At 42.5% G+C, this 13,796-nt stretch carries 7 protein-coding genes; 4 read left to right on the forward strand and 3 right to left on the reverse strand.

Features of this window, described 5'->3' with window-relative positions:
• Positions 1 to 274 precede the first annotated feature (274 nt).
• Positions 275 to 1,909 (reverse strand): serine/threonine protein kinase, encoded by a 1,635-nt coding sequence (locus tag H6G08_RS08085; protein WP_190540319.1) that lies wholly within the window; start codon positions 1,907 to 1,909, stop codon positions 275 to 277.
• A gap of 601 nt (positions 1,910 to 2,510) precedes the next feature.
• Here H6G08_RS08085 and H6G08_RS08090 point away from each other — a divergent pair.
• Together H6G08_RS08090 and H6G08_RS08095 are read left to right on the forward strand one after the other, a co-directional pair.
• Positions 2,511 to 2,828, forward strand: coding sequence for a hypothetical protein (locus H6G08_RS08090; protein ID WP_190540321.1), 318 nt, complete (start codon positions 2,511 to 2,513; stop codon positions 2,826 to 2,828).
• Positions 2,829 to 2,971: 143 nt separating this feature from the next.
• Entirely contained in the window at positions 2,972 to 6,202 is a 3,231-nt protein-coding gene (locus H6G08_RS08095; protein ID WP_190540323.1) for a CHAT domain-containing tetratricopeptide repeat protein, read from the forward strand.
• Positions 6,203 to 6,340: 138 nt separating this feature from the next.
• Here H6G08_RS08095 and H6G08_RS08100 read toward each other — a convergent pair whose 3' ends face one another.
• Positions 6,341 to 8,542 (reverse strand): BamA/OMP85 family outer membrane protein, encoded by a 2,202-nt coding sequence (locus H6G08_RS08100; protein WP_190540325.1) that lies wholly within the window; start codon positions 8,540 to 8,542, stop codon positions 6,341 to 6,343.
• A 152-nt stretch (positions 8,543 to 8,694) separates the two neighbouring features.
• Here H6G08_RS08100 and H6G08_RS08105 point away from each other — a divergent pair, with 152 nt between their 5' ends.
• Positions 8,695 to 10,056 carry a lipid-A-disaccharide synthase-related protein gene (locus H6G08_RS08105; RefSeq protein WP_190540327.1) on the forward strand — a complete coding sequence of 454 codons (1,362 nt, stop codon included), beginning with the start codon at positions 8,695 to 8,697 and terminating at the stop codon, positions 10,054 to 10,056.
• A gap of 123 nt (positions 10,057 to 10,179) precedes the next feature.
• Here the strand turns inward: H6G08_RS08105 and H6G08_RS08110 are convergent, their stop codons facing one another.
• Positions 10,180 to 10,899, reverse strand: a complete 720-nt coding sequence (locus tag H6G08_RS08110) for a response regulator transcription factor (RefSeq protein ID WP_096645749.1) — start codon at positions 10,897 to 10,899, stop codon at positions 10,180 to 10,182.
• Positions 10,900 to 12,353: 1,454 nt separating this feature from the next.
• Between H6G08_RS08110 and H6G08_RS08115 the strand changes: the two genes are divergently transcribed.
• Positions 12,354 to 13,754 carry an ATP-binding response regulator gene (locus tag H6G08_RS08115; RefSeq protein WP_190540329.1) on the forward strand — a complete coding sequence of 467 codons (1,401 nt, stop codon included), beginning with the start codon at positions 12,354 to 12,356 and terminating at the stop codon, positions 13,752 to 13,754.
• Positions 13,755 to 13,796: the final 42 nt, after the last annotated feature.

Here is a 13,796-nt window from a genome sequence, read left to right on the forward strand (position 1 = left end):
AATAATCCTGACAATTGAAGGGGTATCGAACCCCTCCAATTGTCCCGCAATTCCCCTCACCGCCAACCTTCGGTGTGGCGGGAGTACCCTTGCGGAGGTCTAGATGGAAATCCCTGAATTCACCCCACAGGAAAAGGGGTAGGGGATAGGGGGAGAATTATCTGTAGCTGGAATTTAGACAAATGTTATTAATCCCCAAGTAGATACTTCATTGCGGGAAGGGCAATGTATAAAAATATCTGATTTATATGAAATTTTAATCGGAGATAATTAGCTAATTATTCGTTTCGGAAGTTGATTCTGCTGGCTTCTCGCTTTTTGATGAAGGATTATCACTAAAATTTTGTTTTACCTCTTGGGTAGGTACTACTACAGGCGCAGGAGCCGAACTTTTAGATTCTACTGGCGCTTGGGGAACGACTACAGGGTTAGACTGTTTTTCTGATTTTGGCGGTGCAGAATTGTTAGGAACAGCAGGTGAGTTATTTGTTGGTGATGCTGCTGGTGTAGGCTTACGAGAACGAGTTGTGCGAATTGCGCGTAATTTTTCCACTAGCGAGGGAGAGGGCGAAACTTCCGGCGCAGGGGAGGATTTTTCTGGGGTTTGACGGGGCGTTGATTGTTCTTGTTCTTGAGAACGTCGGTTACGGCTAGAAGAGCTAGAAGATTCTTCTTGATAAACGCGACGATTGCGCCTGCGGCGTGAGGAAGTAGAAACGGGGGTAGTTTCGCTAGCAGAAGTTGTTTGCGCTTCTTTAGTTGTCTCATCTGGTGTGGAGTTCACCACTGGTGTTTGCGGGTTCGGGCTAGCTTCGAGAGTTGGCTCGGCAAATAGCTGCTTTTCTGGTGACTGGGGCTGAGATTTTGGCAGCATACTAGTAATACCAAAACCTGCGGTAGCTGCGACAACGGCAACAGTTGTACCAATAAATACTTTAGATTTTGCTAGTTTTTGAGCCAGCAATTTAGCATTATTGATCGCAAATGATGGATCGACATATTTTTTGGTAGTTCTGGTAAAAAATTCGTCCTGTTCTTGTAGCGATAAATTTATAGTGGCGACTGTGTGGGTAGGTACAGATTGGGGTACTGTATTTGTGCTTTCACCGGGTAGCAGTTTCAGCCATTCGGTAACTGTGGCGGGACGAAAACGCGATTCTACCGCCATACCCCGCATCACTGCTTGGTTAACAGCAGCACTGAGGTGGGGTTGGAGTTCGCGGGGAGTTGGCATTTGTTCGCGATCGCGCAATAATGCCGGCAGGGGTACTTGGGCGGTTAATAATGCGTATAATGTAGCTGCCAAGCCATACACATCTGTAGCGGGTGTACGCGGTGCTTGGGTTAAATACTGCTCAATGGGGGAATAACCTTCCGAAACCATCCCCGTGTGAGTTTGTCTCACACCGCCATTAAATTCACGCGCAATGCCAAAATCAATCAGCACTACTTCCTGAGTGCCTTGGCGCAAAATAATATTATCCGGTTTCACATCTCGATGTAGTAAACCGTTATTATGAACAACCTGTAAAGCTGCGCCAATTTGCCTAATGTAATGGATAGCGGTAGCTTCTGGTAAAGGTATCCCTGGTAAGACAAATGCATCCCCCAAGGTATCCCCAGGAATGTACTCCATTACCATGTAAGGCAGCCCAGATTCGACAAAAAAGTCGCTCACCCGCACAATATTGGGGTGGACACAAGTAGCTAATCTTCTCGCCTCATCTTGGAATTGGCGCTCGAACTTGGCAAAATCAGGATGTTGTCGCAGCCGTTCATTAATAGTTTTGATCACTACTTCCTGACCTAAGTAATGATGCGTAGCTTTGAACGTGATTCCAAAGCCACCACGCCCGATTTCTTGATTTAGGGTATATTTGCCACCCTGTAAAGTTGTACCTGCTAACATAAAGATTTTTGCGTTTTGAGTCCTTAGTCCGAAGTGAGCAGATAAGTACTGAGTCCTGAGTTTTAAAGCAATTATAAAGAAATCGCTTCTCCCCTCAGTGGGAAAACCTCCCTATTATGGCAAGAGTTTTGTCTTTTTCATAATACATTGCCAATTGCCTGAACGACTTTAAAGCTATGGTTAAGTCAAATTAGAACTTATTTTCGGAAAAAATTGGCTGCAATCTGCGAAATTGCCTGTTTCTAGCGACTTCCAGAAAATAAATTATCCCATTTTCACAGTGGTAGATTCTTTCTCCTCTGCCTCCTCTGCTTCCTCTGCATACACAGCGATGGAATATTTTTTTAGTTGGAAGTTATTACTCTTTCAAGCCTCATGCCTTTAGGCTGAGGTTCCTGACCGATTTAACTGTTATGTACTGTCCAGCTTACCATCTGTATTCATTGGCTGTTGCCCATTCAATTCAGGATGGAGTTTTTGGGCATGGCGAAGAAATTACCAATCTCCACCCACGGATCGGAGTTTCCCGCCGCTTTCAATGAAGGCCTTGATTTACCGTAGTTTTGATTGTTGATGCGTAAATCCTACAGAACTTAAAATTTTGAGTGTAAAACTTGAAACTTCATTTGCAAAACCCGACAATTTGACATCAGAGCTTGAAACTTCAGCTGCAAAACTCGAAACGCCGAGTTCAGAACTCGGAACTTCAGCTTCAAAGCTCGAAAGGTCGAGTTCTGAACTCGGAACTTCAGCTTCAAAGCTCGAAAGGTCGAGTTCTGAACTCGGAACTTCAGCTTCAAAACTCGAAAGGTCGAGTTCAGAACTCGGAACTTCAACTTCAAAACTCGACCTTTCGAGTTCGGAAGGCGGAACTTCAGCTTCAAAACTCGAATCTTCAAGATTTCAACCCCATCATTGACAGTTGCTGGCAAACGGATCGTGAAATTTTTAGCATTAACGGCTGTGGGTTGCTGAATTTTGCATATCTTCCCACCGATGAGAGATATATGTTTGTATATTTTCCCCTTCCAGGATGGAAACTCCTAACTGTAAATACCAACCATGCGCGATCGCCAACTTAGTTTAACTGTATTAATCACTCTCATCTTGACTGTTTCACAACCCATCGCCAATTTGCCTTCATTATTCCAGCCATCGCAGGTATTGGCGCAAACACCAGCAGACCGCAAAGCAGAAGCAGACCGATTGTTTGTGCAAGGTGGTGAACAGTTTAATATGAGTGAATTTAAAGCGGCATTACAGACTTTCCAAGAGGCGCTAATTATTTATCGTGAAATTAAAGACCGCCAAGGAGAGGGAAGGATATTGACGCTTCAAGGCAGTGTTTATCTTTCTCTAGGAGACAAAATTCGTGCAATCGCTTCTCTTGAGCAAGGTTTAGCGATTGCTAAACAAATCAATGATCCTAAGTTAGAGGCATTTGCTCAGAAATGGCTACAGTTGGCTCAAAGTGAAAATGATCCTCGCATGCTAGAAGCAGACCGATTGTTTCAACAAGGTATTCAGCAATATGAAAGCAGTCAATTTGAAACTGCATTACAGTCTTGGCAACAGGCGCTGATAATAGTGCGGGAAATCAAAAACCGTCAGGGTGAGCGTGCGATTTTGGACAATCTGGGACTTGCTGACCATGCCTTGGGGAACTACGCTAAAGCAATTGAGTATCACCAGGAGAGTCTAGTAATCGCCCGTGAAATCAAAGACCGCAAAGGGGAGGGAAATGCTCTGGGTAATCTGGGAAATGCTTACAATTCTCTGGGAGATTACCCCAAAGCTATTGACTACTACCAGCAGAGTTTAGTAATCGCCCACGAAATCAAAGACCGTCAAGGAGAGGGAAATGCTTTGGGTAATCTGGGAATTGTTTACTATTCCCAGGGAGATTACGCTAAGGCTATTGACTACCAGCAGCAGAGTTTAGCGATCGCCCGTGAAATCAAAGACCGCCAAGGGGAAAGTGCGGCGCTGGGCACTCTGGGAAATGCTTACAATTCTCTGGGAGATTACGCCAAGGCTATTGACTACCACCAGCAGAGTTTAGTAATCGCCCGCGAAATCAAAGACCGCCAGGTAGAGGGAAATGCTCTGGGGAATTTGGGAACTGTTTACCGAAACTTGGGAGACTACACTAAGTCGATTGATTACCAGCAGCAGAGATTAGCGATTGCCCGTGAAATTAAAGACCGCAACGGTGAGGGTCAATCTCTGGGCAATTTGGGAAATGCTTACCGAGACTTGGGAGATTACGCCAAAGCGATTGATTATCAGCAGCAGAGTTTGGCGATCTCCCGTGAAATTAAAGACCGCAACGGTGAGGGTCAATCTCTGGGTAATCTAGCAGCTGCTTACTCTTATCTGGGAGAATACACCAAAGCAATTGAGTATTACCAGCAGAGTTTGGCGATCTCCCGTGAAATTAAAGACCGCAACGGTGAGGGTCAATCTCTGGGCAATCTAGGACTCGTTTATCAAACACTAGGAGACTATACCAAGGCGATTGATTATCAGCAGCAAAGTTTGGTAATAAAACGAGAAATCAAAGACCGCAACGGTGAGGGTAAATCTCTGGGTAATCTAGCACTTGCTTACTATGACTTGGGAGATTACGCCAAGGCGATTGATTACCAGCAGCAGAGTTTGGCGATCTCCCGCGAAATTAAAGACCGCAAAGGTGAGGGGTATACTCTGGGTAATCTAGGAAATATCTACTATGCCCTGGGAGATTACGCCAAGGCGATTGATTACCAGCAGCAGAGTTTGGCGATCTCCCGCAAAATTAAAGACCTATTTGGAGAAGGACAAAATCTGAATAATCTAGGATCTGTCCTTCAAAAATCTGGTAAATTCGCAGAAGCAGAAAAAATTCTCCGCGCTGGCGTTGAGGTACTAGAATCTATCAGGGGAAAATTGGGTGGCAATGATAGCTACAAAGTATCAATTTTTGAGGAGCAATCTAAAACTTATCGCACACTACAAAAAGTCCTAATTGCTCAGAATAAAACCAAAGAAGCATTAGAAATTTCTGAGCGGGGACGTTCTAGGGCATTTGTGGAGTTATTAACTTCACGCTTGTCTGGTAAAAATATAGGTCAAATCACAGAAAAACCTACAATATCACTGCTGCAACAAATCGCCAAAAAACAGAATGCTACTCTCGTTGAATATTCAATTATTTATGATGACTTCAAAATTCAGGGTAAACAAGAAACCAAAGAATCAGAACTCTACATTTGGGTAATTAAACCCACAGGTGAAGTTACCTTCCGCAAAGCTGACCTTAAACCTTTGTGGCAAAACGAAAACACAACTCTTGACAACCTCGTTACCACCAGTCGCAACTCCATTGGTGCAAGAGGTACAGCTTTTCGTGGCATCTTTGTAACTTACAACCCCAATGCACCTGAAGCAAAAAACAATTTAAAACGCCTACACGAATTATTAATTAACCCCATCGCTGACTTATTACCCAAAAATTCTCACGACAGAGTTATCTTCATTCCCCAAAGTTCCTTATTCCTCGTCCCCTTCGCTGCATTACAAGACGCAAACGGTAAATACCTGATTGAAAAACACACTATTCTCACATCCCCATCAATTCAGGTTTTAGACTTAACCCGCAAACAGAAACAACGCATCGGGACACAACCCATGCAAGGAAAAGATACGCTGATTGTTGGTAATCCTACCATGCCTTTTGTTACCCCAAAAATTGGCGAAACTCCGCAACAATTACAACCTTTACCTGGTGCAGAACAAGAAGCAAATGCAATTAGCTCCTTACTTAAAACCGAACCTCTCATCGGCAACAAAGCCACAGAAGCAACTGTAGTTAAGCGTTTACCCCAAGCGCGATTTGTGCATTTAGCAACCCACGGCATATTTGATGATATTCAAGGATTAAATAGCGGTATTGCCTTGACTCCATCCGCTAAAGATGATGGTTTATTAACAGCCTCAGAAATCCTCGATTTAAAACTCAACGCGGAATTAGTCGTTCTCAGCGCTTGCGACACCGGACGCGGACGCATTTCTGGGGATGGGGTAATTGGTTTATCTCGTTCCTTAATTAGTGCTGGTGTACCCAGCGTCTTAGTATCGCTCTGGTCGGTTCCAGATGCGCCCACAGCACAACTAATGACGGAATTTTATCAAAATCTCCAAAAAAGCACTGACAAAGCACAAGCGCTGCGACAGGCGATGCTGACGACGATGAAAAATAATCCGAATCCCGTTGATTGGGCAGCTTTTACTCTCATTGGAGAAGCAGAGTAGGTTTTTTCAAGTAGAAGGGATGAGGAGGACAAGGGGGACAAGGGGGACAAGGGGGACAAGGAAGCAAATGACTCTTGTACAGACGCGATTCATCGCGTCTCTGCCCAATGCCCAATGCCCAATGCCCCATGCCCAATGTTAAAACCTCTGTCCTATACCAAAATGAACTCGGCTTTCTCCTTGGTCATTGACTCCGTAGTCAGCGCGGAGTACTCCCAGGGGTGAATCTAGGCGGACTCCTGCGCCGTAACCAAAGCCGTTACCGGGTTTATTTCTTGCCCCGGCGGGATCTCCTAAAACTGTGTTACCAGAACCTAAGTCTGAAGCATAGTCAGCAAATAACACTCCTCCCACAGCAGAGACGATGGGAAAGCGATATTCGGCTGAGGCTAAAACATAACTGCGTCCGTTACCCACTGCGCCGGTATTGTAACCGCGTACTGAGTTAGCACCGCCTAAGTTAAAGGCTTCGTAAGGTGGTAAATTTCCGAGAACTGTCCCGGCTTGGACGTTAACGGCAAATACTTGGGGTTTTTGACTGCCAAATAAATTTACTGGTAAATATTGGCTATAATTCGCTTGCACGCGATTCATGGAAATATTGCCTTGACCAACGGGAACTGATTGTTCTGTACTTAATTTCAGCAGGGAACCTTGGGTAGGATTGAGGGCATTATTACGGCGGTCTTGGGTAGCGGTGAATGATACTGTGGTTAAGTCGTCAATACCTGTACCGCTAGCAGTGAGGGTATTTCCTTGGGCGTCTTTGGCGGCGATATTTCCTTGGCGATCGCGAATACTGATGCGATTATAGTTAAATCCTAAGGATGTATCCCAATCATCTATCGGTCTTTGAAAGCTAATACTACCGCCAATTCTCCCTTCTCTGGCTTGTTCGCCATTGGCTAAAGGAATTTCATCGTCAAAGGTTTGCGATATTTCCCGTCGCCGAAAAGCATTAATGGTGTATCCTAAGCGATCGGGGTTGGTTTGGCGATAGGGGCTGCTATATCTGGTGTCAAATTGAAAGTCTCGCAAGCCGACGCCTAAATTTAAACCTAAGGTATTGTTAACGCCGCCTACATTTTGGTCTTGATATGTTACTGTGCCTAATACACCTTGGTCAGCGTTGTAACTACCGCCTACATTTACCGCACGCGCCCCGGTTTCTTTGAGTTCGTAAACTAAATCTACCTTGTTTGCATCCCCTTCTAAAGCTACATTCACAGTTTCAAATAAGCCTGTACGATATAGCTGTTGCACATCTTGGCGGACAGCATTTTCTTGGAATACTTGACCGGGTTTGAGTTTAAGTTGTTGGCGGATAAAATCGGGTTTGGTACGTCCGGTGACAGGGTTACCTTTGCTATCAACGGTTTTACCATCGTCGTTCATAAACCGGAATTTGATATCGCCTACCAAGCCTTCGGCAACATTTATATTGAGAATGCCTTCGCGGTTGGGTTTAATTGATAGCACCCTAGCGAGATTATAACCGTTATCGGCGTACCATTTATTAATTTGTTGTACTGCTTGCTGGAGTGTCGCCGGACTAATTACAGTCCCGATTTGCGGCTGAAAGTAACTTTGCGCCACTTGATAGGTTAGCACCTTCGCCCCGGAAAGTTGGAGCGATCGCACTACTACTGGTTGTACTTGATACGATACATTCATCCCCGCAGGCGTAATTCGGCTATTTACAGTCGCACTGGTAAATAAACCTGTATCTAAAATTGCCGCCACATCTTTTTGTAACTGACTTTGACTGGTATCTCCCCCTTTTTGGGTTTTAATGACTTTGCGAACTATTTGCTGTAATTCCGCACTTGCGCCCAATATCTGCACATCTGTGGCTGTAACTACTAAATTATTGTCAATATTAGTAGCCGGATTAGTAGCTGGATTAGTAGCCGGAGAAACTACAGGTTTAGGCGTTGGGGTAACTTGTTGAGCTTGTATTTTCCCGACTGTAACTTTAGAATTCCCCTGTATCTCCTTTACCTGAGAAACAGCAGCCACAGAAGAAGCAACAGGTAACACAACCTGTAAATTCTTTTTCTCCCCCTTGTCCCCCTTCCCTTTATCCCCTATCCCTGAGGAATTATGACCAACACCACTGGGCAACAATACAGGATTTTGCGAAAATTGTTGAGAAATTACGGTTTCCGGTGCTGAAACTGCTTCTTTGCGGGCTGGCGTTTCTTCAACTACCGGAACTACCACATTACTTGGTTTGTCAGTGGGAATGGCGTTTGTAGTAGGTGCAGCCATTGCTTGCTGAGTGGCGCTATTAGCCGCCAATGTCGCTAAAGTAAAAATTGCAGCAGAAGAAACTCGCATAATATTCAGCCTATGTTGCCTAATTTACTGGTAATTAATCGTAGTCAGGTGAGTCAGTGAGGATAATAGTAACTTCCAGCTGCTTAAGCTATTTTTATCCCCATTCATTCCTCTTTTCTACATAGACATTTAATTATAATTTTTTGTTTCTCATGAGCGATCTATCTTCTTTATCTGTAGCATTCCCATCACAATCATCGGCTGCGCGGTTGCAATTACTGGTATTAAGTAATGGTCATGGTGAAGATATAATTGCCGTCAGAATTTTGCAAGCATTATTACAACAATCAAACCCACCAGATATTTATGTGCTACCTCTGGTGGGTGAAGGACATGCTTACCAAAAATTAGATGTGCCGTTGATAGGTTCGGTGCGGAATATGCCTTCTGGCGGTTTTGTCTATATGGATAGTCGCCAATTAGTCAAAGATGTGCGTGGTGGTTTATTACAACTTACCTTAAGTCAAATTAAAGCTGTTCGCCGTTGGGTAAACCAACAAAAAAAACTAGGTAATCGCACGGGAATTTTAGCAGTAGGCGATATTGTACCGCTATTATTTGCTACTTTTAGCGGCGCTAATTATGCTTTTGTAGGTACAGCGAAATCAGAATATTATGTCCGCGATGAAGGTGGATTATTACCACGTAAAAATAAAGGCGCAAAGTGGGAAAACTTTTCCGGTTCGATTTATCATCCTTGGGAACGCTGGTTAATGAGTCGTCCCCGTTGTCGCGCTGTATTTCCTAGAGATTCCTTGACTACGGAAATATTACAAAAGTTCCAAGTTCCAGCTTTTGATTTTGGTAATCCGATGATGGATGGTTTAGAACCTTCTTTTCCTACAGGACGGTTTTACACTGCGGATTTACAACAGCAAGAAATCAATCGTCCTTTGGTTGTGACTTTGCTGCCTGGTTCCCGTGCGCCAGAAGCTTATAATAACTGGGAAACTATTATGGTTGCGGTGTCTGCATTAATCGCCAGTTTCCGCGATCGCAATTCTGTCTTTCACACCCATAGTACAGTGGTATTCTTAGGCGCGATCGCCCCAGGTTTAGATTTTACCACTTTAACCCAAACCCTCACCACCCAAGGCTGGCGACCCCATGCAGAACCTCCGGTGCAACTTGGCGATTCTAATTGCTTGACATTTAAGCAAAAAAATGCATATTTAGTTTTGACGCAAAATGCTTATAACGACTGCTTGCATTTGGCAGATTTGGCGATCGCAATGGCTGGAACCGCAACAGAACAATTTGTTGGTTTAGGAAAACCTGCGATCGCTATTCCTGGTGATGGGCCTCAATACAACCCCGGTTTTGCTGAAGCGCAAAGTCGTCTTTTAGGGCCATCTCTAATTTTAGTAGACCAGCCAGGACAAGTTGCCAAAATAGTGCAATCTCTCTTCAAAAATCCTGATACCTTGCAATTAATCGCCGACAACGGATTGCGGCGCATGGGTCAACCAGGTGCAGCGCGCCGGATTGCCGAATGTTTACAATCAAAATTGTAGTTGGGCATGGGGCATGGGGCATTGGGCATGGGGCATTGGGCATTGGGCATTGGGCATTGATAATTTCTCCCCCTTCCCTTGTCCTCCTTCCCTTGTCCCCCTTCCCTTGTCTCCCAAACTTCCTCATCCCACCAAACCAGAGCGCAAGGCGCGAACTGCTGCCTGAGTACGATCATCAGCGCAGAGTTTGTTGAGGATGTTACGCACGTGGGTTTTAACTGTACCGACTGTAATATAGAGTTTTTCGGCAATTTGGCCATTGCTGCAACCAGCAACAATTAATTCCAAAATTTCGAGTTCGCGCTGGGTTAAGGGGTAGGTTTCTAAAACTTGCTCGTACTCTGAAGCCAAAGCTTCTATTTTCACAGTCTTGGGTTTATCGCTGTTATTGGCTTCACCAGGTATACCTTGGCGCATTTTCCGTAAAACTACGTTAGCGATCGCTGGATCGATCCAAGAGTTACCAGTATAAGTTGCTTGGATCGCTTCTGTTAATCTGGTGATGCTGGTTTCTTTCATATAATAAGAATCAGCCCCAGCCGCAAAAGCCGCCAGTACAGCATCTTCTGTATGATCCATTGTCAGAATCAGGATTTTGGTGGCTTGGCCAGTTTCCGCTTGCTGACGCTTAAATTTGCGGGTGAGTTCAATCCCATCCATATCCGGTAAGCCAATATCTACCACCGCTACATCTGGTTTAGCGGTTTCTAACAGCTTCAATCCTTGGGTAGCATTTGCTGCTTCACCGATAACTTTCACGCCCGTCTGCGATTGGAGTGCAGCTCTTAGCCCCATGCGGGTAAGGTCGTGATCTTCAATTAAAATAATACTAATTTCACTCATTGCAACGCTCACGTTTTTTAGCTCCAGTTTGGGAAATACTTAACTTATCTAAAGTCTTTATTTCTTTTTACCAAACCAAAGATAGATGATATTTAGACTACCGTGCATCCACCGATAGAAATAATAAATTTATGATTTTCAGTTAGCGATAGATGTAAATATCTAGCCAAAGATGTATAGATATTTTACGAGATAAATTGAAATATTGAGACATAATCATGGTTTTTGCAGTCTGTTGGCTTTATTTACCCAGTGAGGACTCATCAAGCTTGAAGCAGATATAACATCAGTGGTTTACATATTTACTTATTAGGATTATCTAGCATAATTAGCGCCGTAGGGAGGAGATTTTTTTGGGAAAGTAACTGCTGTTGAGGTATCTAGGCTAGAGGTAAGTCTACAAAATTCTTTATTGTTCCTAGCTGTAACTAGAAATTATGCAATTTTAGTAATGTGTCATAATCCAATATTTTTACGATCAAAAATTTACAATAAATAAAATTACAAACTATATTTTCTCCGAATTTTATCTTCGCCACAGCAGATGATACTTCTATGATTTTGTAGAGAAACATCACAAAATTTTTATCTTCTGGTAGACTTGAGCAATCCGCGATCGCCAAAAATATTGTGGCAACTGCCAGAAGTAAAATAAAATACTTAGCAATATATATCTTATTTCAGCTAGCCCCTAGCCTCTAGCCCCTAGTCCCTGACTCAAGCAACCTGATGAGTAAAATTGCTCAGGCTTATGGTACATAATAGTTATTATGCAACTCACACCAATGACTGACGACAGCGTCTAAGCTGTTTATTTAGAATTGTTTTGAAGCTTGATGCAAGTAATTGAAGTTACTATGCATCGGCTAAGTTTGCTATGGAGGTTTAATAACTAACTTTTGATTAATTGCTGATGATAAAAGAGCTTAAATTTAGTTAATTCTTAATAGAGGTTTTGGATAATCTCTATTTCTCAACCAGATGTATCTACTATCAAGAGGTATTTAATACTTAATATACAACTAAGTTAACCCAACTAAGTAGAAAATAGCATCAAGTAAATTTTTCAGCAAGTAATTCACAAACTACAAAGAAAGGAAAATACAGCTAATGTCAAAGATATTAAATAGATTTAAACCTGCCGAAAGTGGACAAAATTTAATTTATCCCATAATTATGTCCCGTGGCAATATAAAAAACAAATCCTGCCCTGAAAAGGACTAAATACAAATAGCAAACTTTTGATATTGAAAAATCTCAAATTGGCAGAGTTAACCCTTACCCAAAGAGCAGTGACCAGATTTTTTAAATTAGAGCTTGGGAATTAACAGCAACACTGATGAATTATAAATAATAAGCATTACTCAATCTCAAATTTAAAATGATTTAATTTAACAGTTTGAAATCGGTAATGCTAAACATCAACCTGTATCTGACAGCGAAAATAAAAGCCGATGGAAGAGACGCTGAAAATATTAGTTGTAGACGACGATGAAGTAGATCGCATGATAGTTCGTCGTGCCCTGATTCAAGCAGGTGTACCCTTAGAACTGTCAGAAGTAAGCGTCTGCAATGATGCGATCCATACCTTAAGAAATACTACCTATGACTGCGTGTTTCTAGACTATCGTCTACCAGATGCAGATGGCTTAACTTTAATTCAAAAGTTACGCTCATTAGAAATTAAAGTTCCTATAGTCGTGCTAACTGGATTGGGAGAGGAACAAATTGCTGTCGAGTTAATTAAAGCAGGTGCTACAGACTATATATCTAAAGCTAGAGTATCTTCCGAAAGAGTAGCGCAAGTTTTGCGGAATGCAATTCGAGTTCACCGTGCGGAAATGCAGACAGCTTTGGCTAATCAGCAACTTAAAGAAAGTCACGAACAACTAACTCGTAAACATGAAGAACTCGAAAGACAACGGCAACAAATTCATCTGCAAAATTTAAGATTATTAGAAGCATCGCGGCTAAAATCGCAATTTTTGGCCACTATATCCCATGAATTGCGCACGCCAATGAATGCTATAATTGGCTTTTCGCAAATATTGCTGCGGCCTAAATTTGGACAACTTACCCATCAACAAAAGGATATGGTAGAACGTATCCTCAATAATGGGAAGCATTTATTGATGTTATTAAATGAAGTTTTAGATTTTTCTAAATTAGAAGCAGGAAGGTTTGAGCTAAAACCAGAATTATGCGATTTACCAAGAATAATTGAAAACACAGTAGCCGATATCCGTTCTTTAGCAGAAGCAAAAAGATTATCTTTATTAGTTGATATTAATTTAGCCGATCCGTTAATTTTTAATGATGCAAATCGCTTGCAACAAATTTTAGTTAACTTACTTTCCAACGCCATTAAATTTACAGAGTCAGGAAATATTTGGGTAGAAGTGAGTGAAATTCCTCATAATAAAGTAGCAATTAGCGTGCGGGATACAGGTATTGGTATCGCATCTCGCGATTTCAAACTCATTTTTGAAGCTTTTCGCCAAGTAGATCAAAGTATTACGCGCAAATATCCCGGTACTGGTTTAGGTTTAGCAATTGTTGATTCATTAGTCAGAATGATGGGTGGTAAAATCATTCTTAAGAGTCAACTGGGGGTAGGTTCATTGTTTAGAATTGAATTACCACGGCAGGTAACATTGTCAAATACAGCATTTGATGATGCGGCATTAAAGTTAGATAGCGATTATATTTTTTGTACTGCGGAAAATCCCCATCCTGTCTCTCATCAACCGAGCCAGCATCAACATCCTTCCCAGCCACAACCTAACCAACACCAACATTCATCTCAGGAAAAATCAAGCAAAATATCAGTAAGTTCTGCTAAATTTAATTTATAAAGTTACTTGTAATTAATTGTAAAAATATATAAGTTATCAATC

It is taken from the genome of Calothrix anomala FACHB-343 (assembly GCF_014696435.1).
GTDB classification, from domain to species: domain Bacteria; phylum Cyanobacteriota; class Cyanobacteriia; order Cyanobacteriales; family Nostocaceae; genus Aulosira; species Aulosira anomala_A.

Bases quoted from the DNA above. Each gene is read 5' to 3' on its own strand.
- H6G08_RS08085 (WP_190540319.1), bottom strand. From the start codon at position 1,909: ATGTTAGCAGGTACAACTTTACAGGGTGGCAAATATACCCTAAATCAA.
- H6G08_RS08115 (WP_190540329.1), top strand. From the start codon at position 12,354: ATGGAAGAGACGCTGAAAATATTAGTTGTAGACGACGATGAAGTAGAT.
- H6G08_RS08095 (WP_190540323.1), top strand. From the start codon at position 2,972: ATGCGCGATCGCCAACTTAGTTTAACTGTATTAATCACTCTCATCTTG.
- H6G08_RS08110 (WP_096645749.1), bottom strand. From the start codon at position 10,899: ATGAGTGAAATTAGTATTATTTTAATTGAAGATCACGACCTTACCCGC.
- H6G08_RS08105 (WP_190540327.1), top strand. From the start codon at position 8,695: ATGAGCGATCTATCTTCTTTATCTGTAGCATTCCCATCACAATCATCG.
- H6G08_RS08100 (WP_190540325.1), bottom strand. From the start codon at position 8,542: ATGCGAGTTTCTTCTGCTGCAATTTTTACTTTAGCGACATTGGCGGCT.